21 protein-coding genes are annotated in these 24,954 nt (G+C 39.2%); 19 read left to right on the top strand and 2 right to left on the bottom strand.

The genetic code is table 11. The annotated features are described in order from the left end of the window. Positions 1 to 43: 43 nt before the first annotated feature. The 11 genes from ilvC to yihA all read left to right on the top strand — a co-directional run bounded on the left by ilvC (position 44) and on the right by yihA (position 15,048). On the top strand, positions 44 to 1,069 hold the full coding sequence (gene ilvC, locus LAV82_RS05205) for a ketol-acid reductoisomerase (RefSeq protein WP_013085141.1): 1,026 nt from the start codon (positions 44 to 46) through the stop codon (positions 1,067 to 1,069). Further along, positions 1,056 to 2,591, top strand: a complete 1,536-nt coding sequence (locus LAV82_RS05200) for a 2-isopropylmalate synthase (protein ID WP_211077238.1) — start codon at positions 1,056 to 1,058, stop codon at positions 2,589 to 2,591. Before ilvC ends, LAV82_RS05200 begins: the two co-directional genes overlap by 14 nt. Positions 2,592 to 2,610: 19 nt before the next feature. After that, entirely contained in the window at positions 2,611 to 3,720 is a 1,110-nt protein-coding gene (gene leuB, locus LAV82_RS05195) for a 3-isopropylmalate dehydrogenase (protein ID WP_499715708.1), read from the top strand. 58 nt (positions 3,721 to 3,778) lie between these two features. Next, complete coding sequence (gene leuC / locus LAV82_RS05190; RefSeq protein ID WP_499715707.1) at positions 3,779 to 5,194, top strand: 3-isopropylmalate dehydratase large subunit; 1,416 nt, start codon at positions 3,779 to 3,781, stop codon at positions 5,192 to 5,194. A gap of 14 nt (positions 5,195 to 5,208) precedes the next feature. Beyond that, positions 5,209 to 5,799, top strand: coding sequence for a 3-isopropylmalate dehydratase small subunit (gene leuD, locus LAV82_RS05185; protein WP_211077241.1), 591 nt, complete (start codon positions 5,209 to 5,211; stop codon positions 5,797 to 5,799). A gap of 101 nt (positions 5,800 to 5,900) precedes the next feature. Then, positions 5,901 to 6,902, top strand: a complete 1,002-nt coding sequence (locus tag LAV82_RS05180) for a tetratricopeptide repeat protein (RefSeq protein WP_499715706.1) — start codon at positions 5,901 to 5,903, stop codon at positions 6,900 to 6,902. Positions 6,903 to 7,123: 221 nt separating this feature from the next. Next, positions 7,124 to 8,410: a trigger factor gene (gene tig / locus LAV82_RS05175; protein ID WP_016765666.1), complete on the top strand. Its 1,287-nt coding sequence runs from the start codon at positions 7,124 to 7,126 to the stop codon at positions 8,408 to 8,410. Between the two features lie 384 nt (positions 8,411 to 8,794). Further along, complete coding sequence (gene clpX / locus LAV82_RS05170; RefSeq protein WP_013059367.1) at positions 8,795 to 10,060, top strand: ATP-dependent protease ATP-binding subunit ClpX; 1,266 nt, start codon at positions 8,795 to 8,797, stop codon at positions 10,058 to 10,060. 152 nt (positions 10,061 to 10,212) lie between these two features. Beyond that, positions 10,213 to 11,880 carry an ATP-dependent protease LonB gene (gene lonB, locus LAV82_RS05165; protein ID WP_029320070.1) on the top strand — a complete coding sequence of 556 codons (1,668 nt, stop codon included), beginning with the start codon at positions 10,213 to 10,215 and terminating at the stop codon, positions 11,878 to 11,880. A 259-nt stretch (positions 11,881 to 12,139) separates the two neighbouring features. Beyond that, the gene (gene lon, locus LAV82_RS05160; RefSeq protein ID WP_016765665.1) at positions 12,140 to 14,464 is read left to right on the top strand and encodes an endopeptidase La; all 2,325 of its coding nucleotides are present in this window, start codon (positions 12,140 to 12,142) and stop codon (positions 14,462 to 14,464) included. Continuing rightward, a complete protein-coding gene (yihA, locus tag LAV82_RS05155; protein WP_013059364.1) occupies positions 14,461 to 15,048 on the top strand; it encodes a ribosome biogenesis GTP-binding protein YihA/YsxC in 588 nt (195 codons plus the stop codon). The genes lon and yihA overlap by 4 nt, the downstream gene beginning before the upstream one ends. 93 nt (positions 15,049 to 15,141) lie before the next feature. Here the strand turns inward: yihA and LAV82_RS05150 are convergent, their stop codons facing one another. Beyond that, on the bottom strand, positions 15,142 to 15,627 hold the full coding sequence (locus LAV82_RS05150; protein WP_013059363.1) for a LiaF transmembrane domain-containing protein: 486 nt from the start codon (positions 15,625 to 15,627) through the stop codon (positions 15,142 to 15,144). Between the two features lie 329 nt (positions 15,628 to 15,956). Between LAV82_RS05150 and hemA the strand changes: the two genes are divergently transcribed. The 8 genes from hemA to ysxE all read left to right on the top strand — a co-directional run bounded on the left by hemA (position 15,957) and on the right by ysxE (position 24,588). After that, positions 15,957 to 17,297 (top strand): glutamyl-tRNA reductase, encoded by a 1,341-nt coding sequence (gene hemA / locus LAV82_RS05145; RefSeq protein ID WP_013085134.1) that lies wholly within the window; start codon positions 15,957 to 15,959, stop codon positions 17,295 to 17,297. 14 nt (positions 17,298 to 17,311) lie between these two features. Continuing rightward, positions 17,312 to 18,145, top strand: coding sequence for a cytochrome C assembly family protein (locus LAV82_RS05140; protein ID WP_013059361.1), 834 nt, complete (start codon positions 17,312 to 17,314; stop codon positions 18,143 to 18,145). Positions 18,146 to 18,158: 13 nt separating this feature from the next. Continuing rightward, positions 18,159 to 19,091 (top strand): hydroxymethylbilane synthase, encoded by a 933-nt coding sequence (hemC, locus tag LAV82_RS05135; RefSeq protein ID WP_053487758.1) that lies wholly within the window; start codon positions 18,159 to 18,161, stop codon positions 19,089 to 19,091. After that, positions 19,091 to 19,864, top strand: a complete 774-nt coding sequence (locus LAV82_RS05130; RefSeq protein WP_499715705.1) for a uroporphyrinogen-III synthase — start codon at positions 19,091 to 19,093, stop codon at positions 19,862 to 19,864. The genes hemC and LAV82_RS05130 overlap by 1 nt, the downstream gene beginning before the upstream one ends. Before the next feature lie 17 nt (positions 19,865 to 19,881). Continuing rightward, positions 19,882 to 20,862: a porphobilinogen synthase gene (hemB, locus tag LAV82_RS05125; protein WP_013059358.1), complete on the top strand. Its 981-nt coding sequence runs from the start codon at positions 19,882 to 19,884 to the stop codon at positions 20,860 to 20,862. A gap of 16 nt (positions 20,863 to 20,878) precedes the next feature. Next, positions 20,879 to 22,168 carry a glutamate-1-semialdehyde 2,1-aminomutase gene (gene hemL / locus LAV82_RS05120; protein ID WP_013059357.1) on the top strand — a complete coding sequence of 430 codons (1,290 nt, stop codon included), beginning with the start codon at positions 20,879 to 20,881 and terminating at the stop codon, positions 22,166 to 22,168. Between the two features lie 147 nt (positions 22,169 to 22,315). After that, on the top strand, positions 22,316 to 23,461 hold the full coding sequence (spoVID, locus tag LAV82_RS05115) for a stage VI sporulation protein D (RefSeq protein WP_211077245.1): 1,146 nt from the start codon (positions 22,316 to 22,318) through the stop codon (positions 23,459 to 23,461). 77 nt (positions 23,462 to 23,538) lie between these two features. Next, entirely contained in the window at positions 23,539 to 24,588 is a 1,050-nt protein-coding gene (gene ysxE, locus LAV82_RS05110; RefSeq protein ID WP_013085128.1) for a spore coat protein YsxE, read from the top strand. Positions 24,589 to 24,599: 11 nt separating this feature from the next. Here the strand turns inward: ysxE and LAV82_RS05105 are convergent, their stop codons facing one another. Further along, on the bottom strand, positions 24,600 to 24,797 hold the full coding sequence (locus LAV82_RS05105; protein ID WP_013059354.1) for a YszA family small membrane protein: 198 nt from the start codon (positions 24,795 to 24,797) through the stop codon (positions 24,600 to 24,602). Positions 24,798 to 24,954 lie beyond the last annotated feature (157 nt).

The raw sequence follows: 24,954 nt of genomic DNA, 5'->3' as shown, positions 1-24,954 counted from the left end.
GTAAACTATATAAAACTATATAAACTAAGAGGAGAGATTTATTATGACAAAGGTATATTATAACGGAGATGCAAAGGATCAATTATTACAAGGTAAAACAGTAGCAATCGTAGGTTATGGTTCACAAGGTCACGCTCACGCACAAAACTTACGCGACAGCGGAGTAAACGTGGTAGTAGGATTACGTAAAGGTAAATCATGGGATCAAGCAGAGCAGGACGGTTTCACTGTATTATCTGTAAAAGATGCAGTTCAACAAGCAGAAGTAGTAATGGTATTACTTCCAGATGAGTATCAGCCAAAAGTTTATAACGAAGAAATTCTTCCAGGACTAAAACCAGGAAAATCTTTAGTATTTGCTCACGGTTTCAACATTCACTTTAACCAAATCGTAGCACCTGAATTCGTTGACGTATTCTTAGTAGCTCCAAAAGGCCCTGGTCACCTTGTAAGAAGAACGTATGAAGAAGGAGCTGGCGTACCGGCGTTATTCGCAGTATTCCAAGATGTAACTGGAGAAGCAAAAGACGTAGCGTTAGCTTATGCTAAAGCAATCGGTTCAGCTCGTGCGGGTGTATTAGAAACAACATTTAAAGAAGAAACAGAAACAGATCTTTTCGGTGAGCAAGCAGTACTTTGCGGTGGGTTAACTTCATTAGTTAAAGCTGGTTTTGAAACGCTTGTAGAAGCTGGCTATCAACCGGAAGTTGCATATTTTGAGTGTTTACACGAATTAAAATTAATTGTTGACCTTATGTATGAAGGCGGAATGGAAGGCATGCGTTATTCAATCTCTGATACAGCTCAATGGGGTGACTTCGTTTCAGGACCACGCGTTGTAGATGAGCGTTCAAAAGAACAAATGAAAAAAGTGCTTGAAGATATCCAAACAGGTAAATTTGCAAAGGGCTGGATCCTAGAAAACCAAGCAAATCGTCCGGAATTTACAGCTATCAATAACCGTGAAAACGAACATTTAATTGAAAAAGTTGGCGCTCAATTACGTGAAATGATGCCATTTGTTAAAAAACAAAAGAAAGAAGCGGTGATCGCTAGTGCAAAAAATTAAACTATTTGACACGACGCTACGCGATGGTGAACAGTCACCTGGAGTCAATTTGAACCTACAAGAAAAGCTTGAAATTGCTAAGCAGTTAGAGCGATTAGGTATCGACATCATTGAAGCCGGATTTCCCGCTTCTTCAAAAGGTGATTTTCAATCCGTAAAAGAAATTGCGTCTATTGTCAAAAATTCTTCTGTAACAGGCCTTGCAAGGTCTGTTACAAAAGATATTGACATTGCATGGGAAGCGTTAAAAGAAAGTGCAGAACCAAGACTGCATGTTTTTATCGCTACTTCCGAAATTCATATGCAGCATAAATTGAAAAAAACACCTGATGAAGTACTTGAAACAGCAGTGGAAATGGTGAAGTACGCAAGTAAAAAATTCCCGGTTGTTCAATGGTCTGCTGAAGATGCATGTCGAACAGATTTACCGTTTTTAGCAAGAATTGTAGAAGCAGTTATTGATGCTGGTGCAAAAGTCGTTAATATTCCAGATACAGTAGGATTTATCACTCCTGGTGACTATCAATCAGTATTTAATTACTTAAAAGAACATGTGTTAAATATTCATAAAGTTGATTTGTCAGCTCACTGTCACGATGACTTAGGGCTAGCTGTGGCCAATTCAATGGCTGCGATTGAAGCAGGAGCTACGCAAATTGAAGGAACGATTAACGGAATCGGAGAACGTGCGGGTAACGCAGCTCTTGAAGAAGTAGCACTTGCGCTTCATGTCCGTCAAGATTTCTATCAAGCGAGCACAGGTCTTATCTTGCCTGAAATTAAGCGTACGAGTGACATTATCAGTAAGCTTACCGGAATGAATATTGCACCAAATAAAGCAATTGTCGGAAAAAATGCTTTTGCTCATGAATCAGGTATTCACCAAGATGGCGTCTTAAAAAATCCGTTAACATATGAGATTATTTCCCCAGAACTTGTGGGTGTTAAACAAAATCCAATTGTGCTTGGTAAACACTCAGGCCGTCATGCGTTCCGTACACGCTTAGTAGAGCTTGGATTCACATTGGAAGATACAGAAGCAAACGTGCTTTTTGAGAAGTTTAAAGACTTAGCAGATAAGAAAAAAGACATTACCGATGATGATTTATTGGCATTAGTCATTCAAAAGCAAGTTAGCAAAGACAGTGAATATAAGCTTGAAAGTCTGCAAGTTCAGTATGGTACGAACAATATTCCAACGGCTACGATTACGCTTCGCAAAGAAAACGGCGAAGAGATTCAAGAAGCAGCTACGGGATCTGGAAGCGTGGAAGCTATCTATAATACCCTACAGCGCTGTGTTGAACAGGATGTAAAACTATTAGACTATCGTATTCAGTCTATTAACGGTGGGCCGGATGCACTGGCTGAAGTATTTGTGAAGGTTGAAAGCGAAGGAACTGAAGCAAGCGGACGCGGAGTAGCATTTGACGTATTAGAATCATCAGCGAAAGCATATCTGAACGCCATTAATCGTTTAATCGCTATTCAGCAGCATCGTACAAAGCAAGAAGTAATGTGAACTGAAGGGAGAGACCACCATGACAAAAAAAGTCGCTGTATTACCGGGTGACGGCGTAGGAAAAGAAGTAACCAAAGGCGCTGTTGCCGTTTTAAAAGCAATTGGAGAGCGCTTTGATCATCAATTTGAGTTTACGTATGGACTAATTGGCGGAGCTGCAATTGATGAGGCGGGCACCCCTCTTCCAGAAAGTACAATTGAGACTTGTAAGCAGGCAGATGCTGTATTACTTGGATCGGTTGGAGGGCCAAAATGGGATCGTAACCCTTCACATTTGCGACCGGAAAAAGGTTTGCTAGCTATTCGAAAAGAACTGGATTTATATGCTAATCTTCGTCCGGTGACATTTTATGATAGCTTAGCGGATGCCTCTCCTCTGAAAAAAGAATACATTGAAGGTGTTGACTTCATTATCGTCCGTGAGCTAACAGGAGGCTTATATTTTGGTAAGCCTAGCGAGCGCCGAACAGAAGGAAATGAAGAAACAGTTGTCGACACATTATTTTATAAGCGTACAGAAATAGAAAGAATTATTCGCCAAGCATTTGACACGGCTGTAAATCGACGTAAAAAAGTAACGTCTGTTGATAAAGCGAATGTGCTTGAGTCTAGTAGAGTGTGGCGTGAAGTAGCTGAAGAAGTAGCAAAAGACTACCCGGATGTAGAGCTTGAGCATATGCTTGTAGATTCAGCTGCTATGCAGTTAATTCGTAATCCGAAGTATTTTGATGTAGTGGTAACTGAAAATATGTTTGGTGATATTTTGAGTGATGAGGCTTCTATGCTGACAGGATCGTTAGGAATGTTGCCATCTGCCAGCTTAACGGCTGATGGTCCGTCTCTATACGAACCGGTTCACGGTTCTGCACCAGATATTGCTGGTCAAAACAAAGCTAATCCGATTGCTGCTATTTTATCTGCAGCAATGTTGCTTAGACATTCATTGGGATTAGAAAAAGAAGCAGCAGTGATTGAACAAGCGGTTGAAAGTGTATTACATGCAGGTCATCGAACAGCTGACTTAGCAGACGGTAATCATTATTTAGGTACCGATAAAATGGTGGAGGCGATAACTGCGGTAATTGCCAATGATTCTGCCATTTCAAGCATTATGACAGCTTACAGTTAATCATGCGTTTCTCACGTTTTGTGAGAAACGTTTTTCATAATCAGAAAGGAGGAGCAGTATGAAACCAAAAACAATTATTGATAAGCTTTGGGAACAACATGTTGTACGTCGAGAAGAGGGGAAGCCTGACTTATTATATATCGATCTTCATCTTATTCATGAAGTGACGTCTCCTCAAGCATTTGAAGGTCTTCGCGTGGCAAGTCGCCAAGTGAAGCGTCCAGACTTAACGTTTGCTACAATGGATCACAACATTCCAACGGTTGACCGTTTTAATATTAAAGATCCGATTGCAAAGAAACAAGTAGACAAACTATCTGAAAACTGTCATGAGTTTGGTGTGAAGCTTTTAGATTTAACAAGTGAAGAGCAAGGAATTGTGCATATCATTGGACCGGAATTAGGATTAACTCAGCCTGGAAAAACCATTGTGTGCGGAGATAGTCATACATCTACTCACGGTGCATTTGGAGCGCTTGCTTTTGGAATAGGAACTAGTGAGGTAGAGCATGTTTTAGCAACACAAACGCTATGGCAAGCGAAACCAAAAACGCTACAAGTGAAAGTGAATGGAAAAAAGCAGCCTGGCGTTTATGCTAAGGACATTGTGTTAGCAATAATTCAAAAATTCGGCGTGAATTTTGGAACGGGTTCAATCGTGGAATTTACGGGCGAATGTATTCGCGATCTTTCAATGGAAGAGCGCATGACCATTTGTAATATGTCTATTGAAGCCGGTGCAAAAGCTGGTTTAATCAGTCCAGACGATGTCACGTTCTCTTATATTAAAGGACGTCAGTATGCTCCTAAAGGAGAACAGTTTGAAAAAGCAGTGGAAGCTTGGGCAGCTTTAGCAACAGATGAAGGTGCAACGTACGATGAAACGCTGGAAATTGATGCAGATACAATTGAACCTGTTGTAACATGGGGAACAAACCCGGCGATGAGTTCTTATGTTAGCAAGCAAGTTCCTACATTAGAAGAGTGTAAAACAGAAGCTGAGAGAAAGTCTTTGTCACGAGCACTTGAGTATATGGGCTTACAGCCTGGCATGGCAATAGAAGAGATTCCAGTTCAGCATGTATTTATCGGTTCATGTACAAATGCTCGTTTGTCTGATCTTCGTGACGTGGCAGCCTTTATTAAAGGAAAGAAAGTGTCACCAGATGTGCGAGCGATCATTGTACCAGGTTCTCAAAAAGTAAAACGAGTGGCTGAAGAAGAAGGGCTATCTGCTATTTTTATTGAAGCAGGTTTTGATTGGAGAGACTCCGGCTGCAGCATGTGTCTAGGCATGAACTCTGACTTAGTTCCACAAGGCGAACACTGTGCGTCCACTTCTAACCGGAATTTTGAAGGACGTCAAGGAAAAGGCGCCAGAACGCATTTAGTAAGCCCGGTAATGGCAGCAGCGGCAGCGGTATATGGACATTTTGTTGATGTACGCAAACTACAAGAACAAGCGGTGCGATAAGGAGGAGAACACAGATGAATGCTTTTACAATCCATACAGGGAAAGTAGCAGGTCTCGACCGAGCAAACGTAGATACTGATCAAATTATCCCAAAGCAATTTTTGAAAAGAATTGAGCGTACTGGCTTTGGCCAATTTCTATTTTTTGATTGGCGATATAATGAAGATGAGACGTTAAATGAAACGTTTGAATTAAATCACCCTCAAAATCAAGGAGCAACAATTCTTGTAGCCGACGAGAACTTCGGATGTGGTTCGTCACGTGAACACGCTCCATGGGCGCTTTTAGACTACGGGTTCCGTGCTATTATCGCACCTTCATTTGCGGATATTTTTAAACAAAACTGTCTGAAAAATGGTATTTTACCTATTGTTTTACCAAAAGAAGATGTTTCCTATTTAATGAAAGAGTCTCAAAGTGCTTCTTACGCCTGTACAATCGATCTTCATCAGCAAAAAATTACCGATGAAGCAGGTTTTGAACGTACGTTTGATATCAATGGCCATTGGAAATATATGCTTGTTAACGGATATGATGAAATTGGCTATACGCTTTCTTTTGAAGACGACATTTCTGCTTATGAAGCAAAAACGGTAAGATATTAACCAAAAATCGAGCAAAATTATGATTTTGCTCGATTTTTTTGCGTTCCGTTAATCGAATTGCTAAACTGTAAAGCAAATGGACCGCGAAGTGGGGAGAAAACATGTCGAATGAACAACAAAACAAAATTGTAGCTTTTCCTCTATTAAAAGAACGGTTGGTTGAAAAAGCTACAGATCATATGCAGCACAAGCAATTTCAAGAAGCACTTCCTTTATTTGAGCAGGCCTACGAACTTGATAATAAGCATCATGAAATTTTGCTTGGCCTTGTTATTTGTCACGTGGAGCTCGGTGATGCAGGCATAGCTAAGGAATTATGTGAGCAAATGCTGAAAGAAGATATTGGCGATTATTATCATAATTTGCAAATGTACCTCATGGTGTTAATTCAGCTTGGTCACTATCATGAAGGATATGTCACTCTACAAGCAGTTATTCAAGAACACAAACTCCCTTCTGAACATGCTGAACAGCTTTATCAGCTATTGGAGTTCTGTAAGAATAGAATGAATCAAGAACAAGTCATAGAAGAACAAACAGAAGAAGAACAGCTAGAGCAGTTTAAATCATTCACAGCTCTAGACAATATTCAAGATCAGCTTGAATGGGTTCATTCATTAAAAACAAAGAGAATTGAAAAGCAGCGCTTCTTTCTGGAACAGCTATTTTCATCCGAAGCTGTTCACCCTATTGTAAAAACAGTCGCTTTAAAAACAGTCATGGAAGAAGAAGTAGACGTTGATTTTATGATTACTAAGTTTGGAGAGACGAAAAAAGTAAATGCGCTTCAGCTTCAACGAACAACACCGTATTTTTTTGCCGAGCAAGTAGAAGCGCAGCTGACGGAAAAGCTGGAACATGAAAATCCTACATTGCTGCAGGTTGCCGTTGAGATATGGAAGCGTCATTTATTTATTACATTTCCGTTTTTACCGGGTGATAATGTAAAACTTTGGACAGAAGCGGTGTATGCTATTAGTCTGTTGATGCAAGGAGAAGAGTCAGATGCAGCTGTAGCAGAGGAAGACGGAAGTTTCTCCGAAGCTGAATTAAGAAAGGCAATTAAAGAGCTAAAAGAAATTGAAGAAATTTCTTTTATATAAAATGTGGTGTTTAGTTGAAACGTCATTGTTGTATGTTATAATATAATGGTTGTAAAATGCACTTAAATACGTATAGTAGAATTTCATCTTTACATTACATTCCTACTTACTTTAAAGTAATAGGGAGTTAAATAGATAATGATTGAGGGTTGAACTGATAGGCTATCTGCATTATCTAATTTAGAAATCACTACTTAAAATGATTTTGGAGGGAAACATTCATGTCTGCAAAATGGGAAAAACAAGAAGGAAATCAAGGCGTTTTAACAGTAGAAGTTGAAGCTGCTGAGTTTGATAAAGCCTTAGATAAAGCATTCACAAAAGTTGTAAAACAAGTAAACGTACCAGGGTTCCGTAAAGGTAAAATGCCTCGTCCACTTTTCGAAAAACGTTTTGGCGTAGAATCTTTATACCAAGATGCACTAGACATCTTATTACCTGAGGCTTACAGCAATGCAATTGTTGAAGCTGGTATCGAGCCGGTTGATCGTCCAGAAATCGATGTTGAAACAATCGAAAAAGGACAACCTCTAGTTTTCACTGCTAAAGTAACTGTTAAGCCTGAAGTTAAATTAGGCGAATACAAAAACTTAGAAGTAGAAAAAGTAGATACAACTGTAACAGACGAAGACGTTGAAGCAGAATTAAAAACACTTCAAGAGCGTCACGCTGAACTAGTTGTTAAAGAAGAAGGAACTGTAGCTGAAGGTGATACAGCTGTAATCGACTTTGAAGGTTTCGTTGATGGCGAAGCATTCGAAGGCGGAAAAGGCGAAAACTATTCTTTAGAAATCGGTTCTAACACATTCATCCCTGGCTTTGAAGAGCAACTAGTTGGTCTTGAAGTAGGCGCTGAAAAAGAAGTGGAAGTAACATTCCCTGAAGAGTATCACGCTGAAGAGCTAGCTGGTAAAGCTGCTAAATTCAAAGTGAAATTACACGAAATCAAATCTAAAGAGCTTCCAGCTTTAGACGATGAGTTTGCAAAAGACGTAGATGAAGAAGTAGAAACTTTAGAAGCGTTAAAAGCAAAAACAAAAGAAAAATTACAAAGCGATAAAGAGAATCAAGCGGAATCAGCTCTTCGCGACACTTTAGTAGAAAAAGCTGCTGAAAACGCTGAAGTAGAAATTCCAGAAGCAATGTTCAATACTGAAATGGATCGTATGATGCAAGAGTTTGAACAACGTTTACAAATGCAAGGTCTTAACCTTGAACTTTACTTCCAATTCTCAGGTCAAGATGAAAAAGCTCTTCGCGACCAAATGCGTCCGGATGCTGAAAAGCGTGTGAAAATCAACTTAACGCTAGAAGCTATTTCAAAAGCTGAAAATCTTGAAGTGAGCGAAGAAGAAGTAGAAAAAGAATTAGAAAACATGGCAGGAATGTACAACATGCCTGTCGAAGAAATTAAGAAAGTGCTTGGCAGTCTTGATAGCATTAAAGAAGACATGAAAGTACGTAAAGCAGTTGAATTTCTTGTAGAAAACAGCAAAGCTGTTGCATAATAGTAAGTAAGAAACAAGGCGCGACTTGATCGTGCCTTGTTTTATAAACTTCAATAGTTTTTTTATATCATAACCAACACCGTAGAAGCAGCTTTAACCCATTGTTTGAAATCCGTGGTTATGAAATAGGCCCAATAAGAGGACACTATATAATAGCAGATCTCCATTCTGTTATGCTCATCAACAACATATACATAAAACGTTTTAGTATCTATTCAAGAAAATGTATGGTAAAATGCAATACAAATCTTTTCATAGCGCTTTTACTATGTGATAAAGAGGGGCATTTACCTACAAATAGATGAGTTGTTCATGTTGTTGGGCTATAGCGCGGATAGAAATCAGCTTCGAGCACTTTAGTAAATACTACAAGGGGTGAAAATTATGTTTAAATTTAACGATGAAAAAGGGCAGTTAAAATGCTCATTTTGTGGTAAAACACAAGAACAAGTACGCAAGTTAGTTGCGGGTCCAGGTGTTTACATATGCGATGAATGTATTGAACTTTGCACGGAAATCGTAGAAGAAGAGTTAGGTACAGAAGAAGAAGTAGAATTTAAAGATGTACCAAAACCAAAAGAAATTCGTGACATTTTAGATGAGTATGTAATTGGTCAAGAGGATGCGAAAAAATCGTTATCCGTTGCGGTATACAACCATTACAAACGAATCAATTCAAACAGTAAAATTGATGACGTTGAGTTATCAAAAAGTAATATTGCATTAATTGGACCTACAGGAAGCGGTAAAACTTTACTAGCTCAAACATTGGCTCGTATTTTAAACGTACCGTTTGCGATTGCAGATGCAACATCTCTAACAGAAGCGGGTTATGTAGGAGAAGATGTTGAAAACATCTTATTAAAATTAATTCAATCAGCTGATTACGATGTGGAGAAAGCTGAAAAAGGTATCATCTACATCGATGAAATTGATAAAGTAGCGCGTAAGTCTGAAAACCCATCTATTACACGTGATGTATCAGGTGAAGGTGTGCAGCAGGCTCTTCTTAAAATCTTAGAAGGTACTGTAGCAAGTGTTCCTCCTCAAGGTGGACGTAAACACCCTCATCAAGAATTTATTCAAATTGATACAACAAATATTTTATTTATTTGCGGTGGTGCATTTGACGGAATTGAACCTATTATTAAGCGTCGTCTAGGTAAAAAAGTAATTGGTTTCGGTTCAGAAACAAAACAACAAGACTTTACAGAAAAAGAGTTACTAGCAAAAGTATTACCGGAAGATTTATTAAAATTTGGTTTAATTCCAGAGTTTATTGGTCGTTTACCGGTTACTGCTAGCTTAGTGCCTCTTGATGAAGAAGCACTAGTTGAGATTTTAACAAAACCGAAAAATGCACTAGTGAAACAATATCAAAAAATGCTTGAACTTGATGACGTTGAACTTGAGTTCGAAGACGAGGCTTTAGTAGAAATTTCTAAAAAAGCAATCGAGCGTAAAACAGGTGCTCGTGGTCTACGTTCAATCATTGAAGGTATTATGTTAGATGTAATGTTTGATCTTCCTTCACGTGATGATATTACAAAATGTATTATCACAGGTGAAACTGTTCGTGATCAAGCGGCTCCTAAGTTCGTATTAGAAGACGGATCTACTATTCAAGAAGGCAGCAAAACATCAGCATAAAAAAAGCCGGGTACTCAAATTGAGTATCCGGCTTTTTTCTGTTGATGAAGCACAACTAAATTTTACTTTTTACTAGAATCTTGTTTATTCCTACTGCTGCAGGGAGATAATAACTGATAATTATCTTACTAAACTGCGCAGGAGGTTTATCTATGAACTGGACGAATATTGCCTTAATGGTCCAACTCTTTTTTGGTATCATCATTGGCTTATATTTTTGGAATTTATTACGCAATCAGCGTACGCAAAAAGTCTCAATTGACCGGGATTCAAAGAAAGAAATGGAGCAATTGCAGAAAATGAGAGCCATCTCTTTAACTGAGCCGCTTGCCGAACGTGTAAGGCCGTCTAGCTTCTCCGATATTGTCGGACAAGAGGATGGAATTCGGTCACTAAAGGCGGCCCTTTGCGGCCCTAATCCACAGCACGTGATTGTATACGGGCCGCCTGGAGTAGGAAAAACAGCAGCAGCACGTTTAGTGTTAGAAGAAGCAAAAAAAAATAAAAAATCACCTTTCAAACAATCGGCTGTATTTGTAGAGTTAGATGCAACTACGGCGCGTTTTGATGAGCGGGGCATTGCTGATCCTTTGATTGGGTCTGTTCATGATCCTATTTACCAAGGAGCAGGTGCCATGGGCCAAGCTGGAATTCCGCAGCCAAAACAAGGAGCGGTTACAGATGCACACGGGGGAATTTTATTTATTGATGAAATTGGAGAGCTCCATCCTATTCAGATGAATAAGCTGTTAAAGGTTCTAGAAGATCGAAAAGTGTTTATGGAAAGCGCCTATTACAGCGAAGAAAACACACAAATCCCGACACATATTCACGATATTTTTCAAAATGGGTTGCCAGCAGACTTTCGCTTGATTGGTGCGACGACTAGAACGCCTAATGAAATTCCGCCTGCCATTCGTTCCAGATGCGTAGAGGTATTTTTCCGTGAGCTTGATCGTGACGAAATTATTACAGTTGCAAAAAAAGCAGCAAATAAAGTAAGAATGGATATATCAGAAGAAGGTTTATCTCTGTTTTCTACATATGCACGCAATGGACGTGAAACGGTTAATATGATGCAAATTGCGGCTGGATTAGCGATATCAGAGGAACGAACGGACATTAAAAATGAAGATATTGAATGGATTGTTCATTCTAGTCAACTATCTCCAAGACACGATCCGAAAATTGCAGATGAGGAAAAAGTGGGACTTATTAATGGATTAGCGGTGTACGGGCCCAACTCTGGAGCACTTTTAGAAATTGAAGTCAAAGCGATTCCTGCAAAAGAGAAAGGGAACATTATTATTACAGGTATCGTTGAAGAGGAAAGTATAGGGACTCAAGGGAAGTCTATCCGCCGTAAAAGTATGGCTAAAAGCTCAATTGAAAATGTCATAACGGTTCTTCGTTCAATGGATGTTCCAGCCGATGAGTATGATATTCATGTAAACTTTCCGGGAGGCGTGCCAATTGATGGACCTTCTGCTGGTATTGCGATGGCAACAGGTATCTACTCAGCGATTTATGAAGTGCCAATTAAACATACGGTAGCAATGACAGGAGAAATTGGTCTGCACGGCAACGTAAAGCCAATTGGCGGTGTGATTCCAAAAATCAAGGCAGCAAAACAAGCGGGCGTTCAGACGGTGATTGTGCCAAAGGAAAATATGAATGCAATGGTAGAAAAGGTAAAAGGTATCGATATTATTCCTGTCCATCATTTAACAGAGGTGTTCGAACAAGCACTATTGTCTGTACATGAGCATGTTGCACATTTGTCGGTAGATCCAGCTATTTCAAATAGAGAATCTAGCTAATTCTATCATGATAATTAAAAATTAATGGTCAGATGAATATTCATCGCCTTTTTCGCGTATAAAACCTTTATACACAGCCAACGAAAAAGGCGTTTTTTTATGAAAAGAGCTTAAAAAGATATATTTTGCCTTTTAATTCTTTCTCATGGTACAATTAGTAATTACTATTGTTAGACATGTGTATACAAATGAGATAAAATTGTTAAAAGAATTCACACTTTACATACTTTAATTGACGAGCATTGGAGGTGTTCATTGCATGGCAGAAAAAGAAAAATTGACAATGCCGCTATTGCCTTTACGAGGTTTGATCGTCTATCCGACAATGGTGCTTCATTTAGATGTTGGGCGAGATAAATCTGTGCAAGCATTAGAAAAAGCAATGATGGATGATCACTTAGTTTGTTTAGTATCACAAAAAGATATGGGTATCGATGAACCAACAAAAGAGGATTTATATAGAACCGGTACGTTAGCAAAAATTAAACAAATGCTAAAGTTGCCGAATGGAACGATGCGCGTCTTAGTAGAAGGACTAAATCGTGTAACCGTTACAGAATTTGAAGACAGCGAAGAATATTTTGTTGTGCACGTGGAAAAGCAAAACGAAGAACATCAGGTTGATGTAGAAGATAAAGCGCTGATGCGCACGCTTTTAGACTATTTCGAACAATACATAAAACTTTCCAAAAAGGTGTCCGTTGAAACTCTTTCAACCGTAAGCGACATTGAAGAACCAGGAAGATTAGCGGATATTGTAGCCTCTCATTTACCAATAAAAATTCAGCTTAAACAAGAAATTTTAGAAATAACTGATGTGAAAGAAAGATTAAATACGATCATTTCTCATATTCAAGACGAGCAAGAAGTTTTGCAGCTGGAGAAAAAAATTGGACAGCGTGTAAAGAAATCAATGGAACGCACTCAGAAAGAGTATTATCTTCGTGAGCAAATGAAGGCGATTCAAAAAGAGCTTGGAGACAAAGAAGGAAAGACGGGAGAAGTAGCAACACTTCGCGAAAAAATTGAAGCAAGTGGGATGACGGACCATGTCAAACAAGTGGCGTTTAAAGAATTGGATCGCTATGAAAAAATTCCTGCTACCTCCGCTGAAAGCTCAGTCATTCGAAATTATATCGAGTGGTTGATTGCGCTACCTTGGACAAATGAAACGGAAGATACGCTCAATATTCATAATGCTGAACAAGTGCTGAACGATGAGCACTATGGCCTTGAAAAAGTGAAGGAACGCGTATTAGAATATCTAGCTGTGCAGCAGTTGACAAAATCTCTTAAAGGCCCTATTTTATGTTTAGCAGGACCTCCTGGCGTAGGGAAAACATCCCTAGCCCGTTCAATTGCTACGTCTCTAGATCGTCATTTTGTACGAGTGTCTCTAGGCGGCGTGAGAGATGAGTCAGAAATCCGCGGTCATCGTCGCACGTACGTGGGAGCTATGCCTGGACGCATTATTCAAGGAATGAAAAAAGCAGGAACGATTAATCCGGTATTTCTGCTTGATGAAATCGATAAAATGTCAAATGATTTCCGTGGAGACCCGTCTTCTGCTTTGTTAGAAGTATTGGATCCTGAACAAAACCATAATTTCAGCGATCACTATATAGAAGAAACGTATGATTTATCAAAAGTGATGTTCGTGGCTACAGCTAATAACTTAGCTACGATTCCGGGACCGCTGCGCGATCGAATGGAAATTATTCAAATTGCTGGTTACACGGAGCTGGAAAAGCTTGAAATCGCGAAGCGTCACCTATTGCTGCGCCAGCTAGAAAATCACGGATTGCAAAAGGGCAATTTGCAGATTCGCGATGACGCGTTAACAGCAATCATCCGTTTATATACGAGAGAAGCTGGTGTTCGTAACCTTGAACGCGAAATTGCTTCCATTTGCCGAAAAGCAGCTCGTATCGTAGTCTCTGGCGAGAAAAAGCGCGTGGTGGTGACGGCCAAAACGCTTGAAGAATTCCTTGGTAAGCCTAGGTTCCGTTACGGACAGGCTGAGACGGAAGATCAAGTCGGCGTTGCTACAGGTCTTGCTTACACAACTGTAGGAGGAGACACGCTAGCCATTGAAGTAAGCTTGTCCCCTGGTAAAGGAAGACTAGTGCTAACCGGAAAGCTTGGAGACGTAATGAAAGAATCAGCTCAGGCAGCATTTAGCTACGTGCGTTCAAATGCAGAGAAACTAGGGATTGATGAAAAGTTTTATGAAAAACATGATATTCATATCCATGTTCCAGAAGGAGCTGTACCAAAGGATGGACCTTCTGCAGGAATTACCATTGCCACTGCTCTAGTATCAGCACTAACGGGTAAACCAGTGCGCAGAGAAGTAGGAATGACAGGAGAAATTACACTAAGAGGTCGCGTATTACCAATCGGCGGTTTAAAAGAAAAGTCACTTAGTGCACATCGTGCCGGATTAACTAAAATATTAATCCCTCATGATAATGAACGTGATATTGAAGATATCCCTGACAGTGTACAAGAGGAATTAGACATCGTTCTTGTGTCACATGTGGACCAAGTATTGGAACATGCGCTAGTAGGAGAGGTAAAATGAAAGTAACTCAAGCCGATATTGTCATCAGTGCCGTACGCCCTGAACAATATCCTAAAGAAAACCTGCCAGAGTTTGCGTTAGCAGGCCGTTCAAATGTAGGAAAATCATCTTTTATTAACAAGATGCTCAATCGCAAAAGCTTAGCGCGTACGTCGTCTAAGCCCGGAAAAACTCAAACGCTTAACTTCTTTTTAATTAATGAAATCCTTCACTTTGTAGACGTACCTGGCTACGGATTTGCAAAAGTGTCTAAAAAAGAGCGTGAAGCATGGGGGAAAATGATTGAAACGTATTTAACAAATCGTGAGCAGCTTAAAGCTGTGTTAATGATTGTTGATCTACGCCATGCCCCTTCAAAGGATGACGTTATGATGTATGAGTTTTTGAAGCACCATGACCTTCCCGTTATGGTTATTGCGACGAAAGCTGATAAAATTCCTAAAGGAAAATGGCAAAAGCACTTAAAAGTAGTGAGAGAAACGCTGGACTTAGATCCAAATGATGAATTAATTCATTTCTCATCTGAAACAGGTGAAGGAAAAGATAAAGCGTGGAAATCTTTGCAGTATCGCATGACTCACTAAACAAAGGAATAGAATCTAAAAAAATGGAACGTTTATCATCACTCTAACAGGAAGTGAGTCAAACGTTCCATTTTTTTAACTTGTTTACATAGATTACTTGCGTTTGAAAAATAATAAATATAGCCCAACTAGTAACAATAAAATAGGCCAGAAGGTTGTTAAATAATTTACGCCGTCTTCAACTTTTGGCAAAAATAGTTTAAGACGGTCTGAAAACATCATTAAAATGGCAATAATTAAAAGGGTGCCGCCTTGGAAAAAGCCTGATTTGGCTTTTCTAGCACTGAGTAAAAAGCTAATGGCCACCATAAAAACGACCATGCTAATATTCGTAGGCCAAAAGGGAATTTGTTCACTTACATAGAAATGAATACCTAAAGTGATTAATATGTAGCTTGCAAGCAAGTTTGAATGATCTTGAGATAAAGCAGACTCAGTTAACAGGGCTGCTCCTATTAAAATTAACAGTACAGGCCACGTGTATACCTTTGCTGCAATGCTCATATGTAGTTCATTCAGTAAGAAAAAGATTCCAAATCCAACTAGTAAGACACCAAAAAACATTGATTGCTTTTTCATAGTAACCTCCAGGTGTTTCAAAACAGAAAACGTGATAAAACGCTGCTTTTTTGATACAATTTATTACGGAATAACAGTTAATATCTTAACACATGTTTTCAAAGACTGTTCACATTTTTTTTTCGAATGACTTATAGAACATGTTATAATAGTTAGAGATAAGGCGAAGCTTACACCTGTGTAATGTCCGCCGCTTTTTACGAATAGTAGAATGAAGAACGCCGGATTTTACGGGCAGTTATCTCACTGTAGCTCTTTGGAATTTTAGGGGTTACTGCCCGTCAAATTCGGATAAATAAGCACATTTCAATTATAGGGGGTATGTACAAATGCATATTATAGCAGTCGGCTTAAACTTTCGAACAGCCCCTGTTGAAATAAGAGAAAAGCTTAGTTTTAATGAGCAAGAACTAGCATCTGCCATGAAAACGTTAAGCGGCCAAAAAAGTATTTTGGAAAACATCATTGTTTCAACATGCAATCGTACGGAAATTTATGCTGTTGTTGATCAATTACACACGGGCCGTTATTATGTAAAAGCATTTTTAGCTGAATGGTTCGGAATAGATAAAGAAGAGTTTTCGCCTTATTTAACCATCTATGAAAATGATGGAGCCATCGAACATTTATACCGAGTAGCATGTGGATTAGATTCAATGGTGATTGGTGAAACACAAATTCTTGGACAAGTGCGTTCAAGCTTTTTGCTTGCTCAAGAAGAAGAAACAATTGGAACGGTTTTTAATCAGCTGTTTAAACAAGCTGTGACATTAGCCAAAAAAGCTCATCATGAAACAGAAATTGGTGCGAATGCAGTTTCTGTCAGCTATGCAGCTGTAGAGCTTGCTAAAAAGATTTTTGGAGACTTATCATCCAAACATGTGTTGATTCTTGGTGCGGGAAAAATGGGTCAGCTTGCCGTACAGAATTTATATGGCAGCGGAGCTAAAAAAGTAACGGTAGTGAATCGAACATTTGAAAAGGCACAAGAGCTAGCAAACCGTTTTTCTGGAGAAGCCAAACCGTTTGCTGATCTTCAACATGCTTTAAGCGAAGCAGATATCTTAATTAGTTCAACAGGGGCTAATGACTATGTAGTAACGAAACAAATGATGAGTGAAGCCGAGCGTACGCGTAAAGGTCGTCCATTGTTTATGGTAGACATCGCCGTTCCGCGTGACTTAGATCCAGAACTAGACGAGCTAGAGACGGTCTTTTTATATGATATCGACGATTTAAACGGGATTGTAGAATCCAATTTGCAAGAGCGTCAAAAAGCTGCGGATGAAATTGAAATTATGCTTGAAGCTGAAATTGTTGCTTTCAAGTCTTGGCTTGGTACATTAGGCGTTGTGCCTGTTATTTCTGCACTTCGTCAAAAAGCACTTACCATTCAAGCTGAAACGATGAAAAGCATTGATCGTAAGCTTCCAGATTTATCTGAGCGTGAGCGTAAAGTTTTAAATAAACATACAAAAAGTATAATTAATCAACTTCTTCGCGATCCAATTTTACACGCGAAAGAATTGGCTGGAGAGAAACATGCTGAAGAGTCTTTAGAGCTGTTCATGAAGATTTTTAATATTGAACAGGAAGTTGCTTTACAAAAAGAAAAAGAAGAGCAGCTTCATACATCGATTACGTCTCATTCAGTAGCTTATCAGTCTTAAGTGAGGATTGAATAATGGTTGATATGGAATTAACCAGAATCTATGAATTGATTGTGATTTTATACGCGGTGAGCGTTTTATTATATTTTATTGATTTTGTACAAAATAACCGGAAGGCAAACTCGATAGCCTTCTGGTTACTTTCTATTGTGTGGGTTTTGCAAACAGCCTTTTTAATTTTACGAATGTTTGAGACGGGAAGGTTTCCTATTCTGACCGTTTCTGAAGGGCTGTATTTTTACGCGTGGGTCTTAATTACTCTTTCACTTGTGATTAATCGCCTGTTCCGCGTTGATTTTATGGTGTTTTTTACAAATGTGATTGGTTTCTTAATTATGGCTATTCATACGTTTGCTCCACTTGAAACATACACTGCTGTCCAGTCGGAGCGCCTTGTGTCAGAATTATTAATCATTCATATTACTATGGCTATTTTATCTTACGGCGCTTTTTCAGTCTCTTTTGTTTTTTCCGCCCTGTATCTTGTTCAGTATAATTTATTGAAAAAGAAGAAGTGGGGCAAGCGCTTGCTAAGAATTGAAGATTTAACAAAGCTAGATTACATGTCCTATGTATTAATTTTAATTGGTGTACCGCTGTTATTGCTTTCGTTAATCTTAGGAATCATATGGGCTTATATTAAATACGTAGATTTTCATTGGTACGATACAAAAGTGTTAGGTTCATTTTTAATGTTTGTTGCATACAGCGCTTACTTGTATGCTAGACTGCGTAGAGGTATTCAAGGAAAGGCAATCGCAATGTGGAATATTGGATTGTTCTTAGTCTTACTTATTAATTTCTTTTTATTTGGCAGTTTATCGAATTTTCACTTTTGGGGTTCGTAATTAGGAGGACAACATGCGAAAAATTATTGTCGGCTCTCGTCGAAGCAAACTTGCGTTAACACAGACCAAGTGGGTCATTGAACAGTTAAAAAAACAAGGTCTTCCTTTTGAGTTTGAAATTAAAGAAATGGTTACAAAAGGGGACCAAATTTTAAATGTAACGCTGTCCAAAGTAGGCGGTAAAGGTCTTTTTGTAAAAGAAATTGAACAAGCCATGTTAGATAAAGAAATTGATATGGCCGTTCATAGTATGAAAGATATGCCGGCTGTTTTGCCAGAAGGATTAACGATTGGATGTATTCCTTTACGAGAAGATCATCGTGATGCGCTTATTTCAAAAAATGGTGAGCGATTTGAGGAGCTACCAAGCGGTGCTGTGATTGGGACAAGCAGCTTGCGTCGAGGGGCACAGCTTCTATCTATGCGTTCAGATATCGAAATTAAATGGATTCGAGGAAATATCGATACACGCCTAGAGAAATTAAAAAATGAAGATTACGATGCGATTATCTTGGCAGCTGCAGGGTTATCTCGTATGGGCTGGTCGAAAGATACGGTCACTCAGTACCTAGAGCCGGAAATAAGCGTTCCCGCTGTGGGACAAGGAGCTTTAGCTATCGAATGCCGAGAAAATGACCATGAATTATTATCGCTTCTTCAAGCTCTAAATCATGATGAAACCGCTCGTGCTGTTAGAGCTGAACGCGTATTTTTAAAAGAGATGGAAGGCGGATGCCAAGTGCCGATTGCGGGTTATGGGCGTATATTGGACGGTGGAAACATTGAGCTAACGTCGCTAGTTGCGTCTCCTGATGGCAAAACGATTTACAAAGAGCACATTACGGGAAAAGACCCCGTTGCTATCGGTTCAGAAGCTGCTGAGCGCTTAACATCTCAAGGAGCTAAGCTTTTAATTGACCGTGTAAAAGAGGAGCTGGACAAATAATGAGTCATGAGGCTCCTCTTTTTTTGAAAAAAGTTTTGATTACAAGAGAAGCGAAGCAGGCTCATTCATTTGCAGCGCAGGTTAAAAAGCTTGGAGGCATACCTTTAAGCTTACCAGTCCTCACGTTCGTACGTTCTAACAATGAAAAAGAAGTGGAAGATGTCCTGCTGTCGATTGACTGTTTTGATTGGATTGTTTTTACAAGTCAAAACGGCATTTCTTTTTTCTTTGAATGGCTAAAAGAGTTAAATATCAGTTGGAGTGTTTTAAAAAGATTAAAAGTGGCTGCGGTTGGAGAAAAAACCGCAAAATTGCTAGAAAAACACGATGTTAATGTGCAACTTGTTCCAAAAGAATACGTTGCGGAATCACTTCTTGAGTCGTTAAAAGCAAATGTGTCACATCACGAGCGAGTTCTCCTTGTACGAGGACAATTAGCCCGCTCTGTTTTAAAAGATGGGTTAAAAGAGTGTGAGGTAACGGATCTAGTTGTATATCATACCATTCAAAATCAAGAATCTGAACGCTTGGTTAAGCAACATTTAGAAACAGGAATTGATGCCATTACTTTTACAAGTTCTTCTACAGTGAGATTTTTTGTCGAGTCAGTTAAAGATATTCCGAATTGGCTTGAGCTTATAAATAGAACCAAAGTTGTTTGCATCGGTCCTATTACGAGTCAGACAGCGAGCGAGTATGGAATTAAGCATCTTGTTCCTAACACATACACAATAAATGGTATGATAGATATGTTGGTTAGTTGTTTTGAATAATAAAGGAGGATTTTAACATGAAAGACTTACAATTTACACGTCATCGTCGTCTTCGTAATTCTGTAAATATGCGTGCGCTTGTACGCGAAACACATTTACATCCTGAAGACTTTATATATCCTATTTTTATTGTAGAAGGTGAACAAAAAAGAAATGCTGTAAAATCAATGCCAGGTGTGGATCAAATTTCTTTAGACTACTTGAATGATGAAATCCAAGAGTTAGTCGATTTAGGAATCAAGTCAGCTATGGTATTTGGTGTTCCCGCTGAAAAAGATGCGGTGGGCTCACAGGCATACCATGACCACGGAATTGTCCAAAAAGGTATTCGTCAAATTAAAGAAAATTTTCCAGACTTTGTTGTTATCGCAGATACATGCTTATGTCAATACACAGATCATGGCCACTGTGGTGTAATTGAAGACGGAAAAATCTTAAACGATCCTAGCCTTGACTTATTAGCGCGTACAGCGGTTAGTCAAGCTAAAGCAGGAGCGGATATTATTGCGCCTTCAAACATGATGGACGGTTTCGTGGCAGCTATTCGCCACGGTCTAGACGAAGGTGGATTTGAAGATGTGCCCGTGATGTCTTATGCTGTTAAATATGCATCTGCTTTTTACGGACCATTCCGCGATGCAGCGCATTCTTCTCCTCAATTTGGAGACCGTAAAACATATCAAATGGACCCAGCCAATCGCTTAGAAGCACTTCGAGAAGCGGAATCTGATGTCGAAGAAGGAGCAGATTTCTTAATTGTAAAACCAGCTCTATCATATTTAGATATTATGCGCGATGTGAAAAATACGTTTAATTTACCGGTAGTGGCTTATAATGTGAGCGGTGAATATTCAATGATTAAAGCGGCAGCTCAAAACGGCTGGGTAAATGAAAAAGAGATTGTTCTTGAAAAATTAATTAGCATGAAGCGTGCAGGAGCGGATTTAATTGTAACGTATCATGCTAAAGACGCAGCACGCTGGTTATCTGACAAGTAATTAAGGAGGCTTACACATGAGAAGTTATGAAAAGTCAAAAGCAGCTTTTTTAGAAGCGCAGCAATTAATGCCGGGTGGAGTAAACAGTCCTGTTCGTGCATTTAAATCAGTAGATATGGATCCTATTTTTATGGAACGAGGAAAAGGCGCTACGATTTACGATATTGACGGCAACAAATATATTGACTACGTCTTATCATGGGGACCTTTAATTCACGGACATTCCAACGATCAAGTAGTTGAAGCAGTAAAAAAAGTAACGGAATCTGGTACAAGCTTTGGTGCACCAACATTAATTGAAAATGAGCTTGCTAAGGTTGTTATTGAGCGCGTTCCTTCAATCGAAATCGTCCGTATGGTGAGTTCAGGTACGGAAGCAACGATGAGCGCACTGCGTTTAGCACGTGGCTATACGGGCCGCAACAAAATTTTAAAATTTGAAGGCTGTTACCATGGACACGGTGACTCTCTTCTAATTAAAGCTGGCTCAGGCGTTGCAACGTTAGGCCTACCAGATAGCCCGGGAGTGCCTGAAGGAATCGCTAAAAACACGATTACAGTGCCGTACAATGATTTAGAAAGCGTACAATATGCTTTTAAAGAATTCGGAGATGACATTGCCGGAGTAATCGTTGAACCGGTAGCAGGAAATATGGGTGTGGTACCGCCTCAGCCAGGTTTCTTACAAGGGCTTCGTGATATCACATCAGAATATGGCTCACTGCTCATTTTTGATGAAGTAATGACAGGGTTCCGCGTAGCGTACAACTGTGCACAGGGCTACTATAACATTACGCCTGACTTAACTTGCTTAGGAAAAGTAATCGGTGGTGGTTTACCAGTAGGTGCTTACGGTGGTAAAGCTGAAATTATGGAGCGAGTTGCACCAAGCGGCCCGATTTATCAAGCAGGTACATTATCAGGTAATCCGCTTGCGATGACAGCTGGATACGAGACGTTAACGCAGCTAACACCTCAATCCTACGATGAGTTCATTCGTAAAGCAGATCGCTTAGAAGAAGGATTGATGGCAGCAGCTGAAAAATATGATGTGCCGTTTACGGTGAACCGAGCTGGTTCAATGATCGGTTTCTTCTTTACAAACGAACAGGTAATAAATTACGAAACAGCGAAAACATCGAATTTAGATTATTTTGCAGCTTACTATCGTGAAATGGCTAATGAAGGCGTGTTTTTACCTCCTTCTCAATTCGAAGGAATGTTTTTATCAACTTCTCATACAGATGCAGACATTGAACATACAATTGCAGCAGCTGAAAAAGCTTTTTCGAAGTTACGTGGATAAACAGATAAATAAGATTGACTTTTATATCAAAGCTTACGGAGTATTCCGTAAGCTTTTTTAGTTTTAAAGACATATTTTAATTTATTTGTTCATACATCTTTAATGACCGCGCTATTACCTGGCGGGTGTTGGAAGGGGGAGAACAATTTGTCGCAGGATAATTTATCATGTCTGCGTTTTTCCGTAGAAGAATCAGTATGGTTTCAAAAAGGACAGGAAGTCTCACAACTTTTGTCTATCTCCTTAGAGCCTCAAGTATCTATTCAAGAATATGACCAATACGTGTCTATTCGAGGAGCATTACAATTAACAGGTGAATACGAAACGTACGAGGGAGAGCACTCGTTACGCGAATATACAAATGAGAATCAAGTGCAATCTATCTCTGTCCGTGAAGACGGAACGGCTGAATTATCACATCAATTTCCTGTTGATATTACCATTCCTAAAAATCGTATTCAAAGTATTGAAGACGTATATGTATCTATTGATTTATTTGATTATGAATTGCCGGGCACAAATCAGCTGCAGCTAATGGCTGACTTGTCCATCACAGGGTTGTACGGAGAACAGCATGAAGAACGAGAAGAAGAGGAAGAGTTTTCGGAGGAACAGCACATCGTCTCCTATGAAGAAGTGGACGATGCTGAAGAAGTATATACTGAAAACGTTGCTCAAGAAGAGGAACAAGAAGAACAAGAGTTTGACGTAAGCTATCGTGAAGCTCCCGCACTTTTAGAAGCAGAGGCTATTGAAGAAGAGCATTCAGAAGAGCCCCCTAGTTATTTTTCATCTGTATTTAAAAAAGAATCTCGTGCTGAGCCGGTCGTGGAATATGAAGAGGAAGCATATGAACCATTTGAAGTCGAAGTGAAAAAAGAGGCCCAAATCGAGGAAGAAAGAGAAGACAACGTGATTGAGCTCTTTCAGCTTCGTCAAGAGCAAGAAAGCTTCGAAGAATCGCAAGCTAGTGAATTGAATACGTATGCTGACGTTCAACAAGAGACTGAGCAAGAAGAAGCTGAACAAGAAGAGGAAAAGATTATTGTTGAATTTCGGAAAGAAGAAAATGAAAGCGGCCGAAATGAAAACGCCCTTTATTTAACAAAGCTCTTTTCGCGGCAAGAAGAAGCTTTTTCAACGTGGAAGCTTTGTATTGTTCAAGACGGAGATTCGCTTGATACGATAGCAAACCGCTATAATACGAATGTACAAAACATTTTACGAGTAAATAATTTAGAAGATGAATATGAGCTGGAAGAAGGAAGCATCTTAAATATTCCCGTTCGTTAAAGTCGGAAAGAAAACAGTTTTGACGCATATAATGTCTTAACTGTTTTCTTTATTTTTTATGAGGAAGGAGAATATAGATGCAGCGGACAGTAGCAGACTACAAAGTATTGTTAAAAGAATATGACTTAGATGTTGACTTTATCGAAGACTACGGAAAAGTAAAAAAAGTCTATACGAAAACCGGCGTGTTTGCGCTTAAAGAAATGGCGAATCATCAAGAACGAAATCAAAACTTCATTCAAAAGCTGCAGAACGTGTATCAAAAAGGATGGATGGGATTTGTCCCTATTTATCAAACGAAGCGTTCTCAGCCCATTGTTTCAGATGAAAGCGGCTCGTATTACTTAATGCCGTGGCTCCCAAATAATCCGACCGAAGAGCGTGATATTCGATATCATAAATTATTTCAAGAGCTTGCTAAGCTTCACGGCGCTTCGGCGCAGGAAGTAGAAGTGAAAAAAGAAGATATAGAAAATCATTATACATCGATGAAAGAAACGTGGGAAAAACGTCAGGAAGAGCTGAAGCAGTACGTAGTAGAATGCGAGAAGAAAGTTTATATGTCCCCGTTTGAATTGCATTACTGTACATTTTATTATGAAATGACAAGAGCGCTTGAATTTGGTTTTGGAAAGCTCGATCAGTGGAACGATGAAATGGAAGAAAAGGAAAAGATCCGGCTGGTTACTTCTCATGGAAAGCTATCGGCTAAACATTTTATCTATGACGAGCGGGGAAATGGTTTTTTTATTAATTTTGAACATGCAAAAGATGCTTCACCGATTTATGATTTGGTCTCATTTTATTTCCGTACTCTTCGCACATACCCAGTAACTACCTATGACAGCTATGAGTGGTTTAGTACGTATGAAAAACATTTTGCTCTCAGAGAAGAGGAACGGCTGCTTTTACACAGTTATTTGGCGTTTCCAGAACCCTTGTATCAGTGTATCGTTCAATATAGGCAACATAAAGAAAGTAAAACAGAGCTTGAACATATGCAGTCATTTATTCGAGCATACTGGCTGACGAAAAACATTGAACAGCTCAATATTAAAATATTTGAAGTAGATCAGCAAAAAAAAATGGCAGCGGAAGCAGCTGCACAAGCCCAAGCGAACGAATAGCGCTTGGGTTTTTAAATCCAGTCGGAATATAAAGCAACCGCTAGTATGGCAAGCAATGCCAACAACAGTACATCAAAGGTTGTAGGGAAAAATAGTGTACGTATACCTTGAAAAATTGTTAAAGGAACAATAAACTGTCCACAAGCCGCTCCTGCTGTTTTGAGCCACCGCTGCAGCTGATACGAATTTACATTTATTCGTTTCTTCATTTGTACATGCCCCTTTCAATCCACGTGCCCAGGTTAAAGTAAGTATATGAAAAAAGAAAGAAATGGTGACATTTTTTTGAGTGGGCTCTTCATTTTATTTCCAAAATTAGCGAGCGAATGAAAAAATAAAGAGCAGAACAAAAAAATTATGAATATA

This window comes from Bacillus sp. ILBB4 (genome assembly GCF_035064545.1).
Lineage (GTDB): Bacteria > Bacillota > Bacilli > Bacillales > Bacillaceae_H > Priestia.
The sequence above is the reverse complement of the archived record's forward strand: the minus strand, read 5'-3'. Positions and strand labels throughout refer to the sequence as shown.

Excerpts from the sequence above, each read along its gene's own strand:
- hemL (WP_013059357.1), top strand. The coding sequence starts at position 20,879 with ATGAGAAGTTATGAAAAGTCAAAAGCAGCTTTTTTAGAAGCGCAGCAA.
- hemA (WP_013085134.1), top strand. The coding sequence starts at position 15,957 with ATGCATATTATAGCAGTCGGCTTAAACTTTCGAACAGCCCCTGTTGAA.
- ysxE (WP_013085128.1), top strand. The coding sequence starts at position 23,539 with ATGCAGCGGACAGTAGCAGACTACAAAGTATTGTTAAAAGAATATGAC.
- yihA (WP_013059364.1), top strand. The coding sequence starts at position 14,461 with ATGAAAGTAACTCAAGCCGATATTGTCATCAGTGCCGTACGCCCTGAA.
- LAV82_RS05140 (WP_013059361.1), top strand. The coding sequence starts at position 17,312 with ATGGTTGATATGGAATTAACCAGAATCTATGAATTGATTGTGATTTTA.
- LAV82_RS05130 (WP_499715705.1), top strand. The coding sequence starts at position 19,091 with ATGAGTCATGAGGCTCCTCTTTTTTTGAAAAAAGTTTTGATTACAAGA.
- hemC (WP_053487758.1), top strand. The coding sequence starts at position 18,159 with ATGCGAAAAATTATTGTCGGCTCTCGTCGAAGCAAACTTGCGTTAACA.
- LAV82_RS05150 (WP_013059363.1), bottom strand. The coding sequence starts at position 15,627 with ATGAAAAAGCAATCAATGTTTTTTGGTGTCTTACTAGTTGGATTTGGA.
- tig (WP_016765666.1), top strand. The coding sequence starts at position 7,124 with ATGTCTGCAAAATGGGAAAAACAAGAAGGAAATCAAGGCGTTTTAACA.
- leuB (WP_499715708.1), top strand. The coding sequence starts at position 2,611 with ATGACAAAAAAAGTCGCTGTATTACCGGGTGACGGCGTAGGAAAAGAA.
- ilvC (WP_013085141.1), top strand. The coding sequence starts at position 44 with ATGACAAAGGTATATTATAACGGAGATGCAAAGGATCAATTATTACAA.
- hemB (WP_013059358.1), top strand. The coding sequence starts at position 19,882 with ATGAAAGACTTACAATTTACACGTCATCGTCGTCTTCGTAATTCTGTA.
- LAV82_RS05180 (WP_499715706.1), top strand. The coding sequence starts at position 5,901 with ATGTCGAATGAACAACAAAACAAAATTGTAGCTTTTCCTCTATTAAAA.
- leuD (WP_211077241.1), top strand. The coding sequence starts at position 5,209 with ATGAATGCTTTTACAATCCATACAGGGAAAGTAGCAGGTCTCGACCGA.
- LAV82_RS05105 (WP_013059354.1), bottom strand. The coding sequence starts at position 24,797 with ATGAAGAAACGAATAAATGTAAATTCGTATCAGCTGCAGCGGTGGCTC.
- lon (WP_016765665.1), top strand. The coding sequence starts at position 12,140 with ATGGCAGAAAAAGAAAAATTGACAATGCCGCTATTGCCTTTACGAGGT.
- lonB (WP_029320070.1), top strand. The coding sequence starts at position 10,213 with ATGAACTGGACGAATATTGCCTTAATGGTCCAACTCTTTTTTGGTATC.
- leuC (WP_499715707.1), top strand. The coding sequence starts at position 3,779 with ATGAAACCAAAAACAATTATTGATAAGCTTTGGGAACAACATGTTGTA.
- clpX (WP_013059367.1), top strand. The coding sequence starts at position 8,795 with ATGTTTAAATTTAACGATGAAAAAGGGCAGTTAAAATGCTCATTTTGT.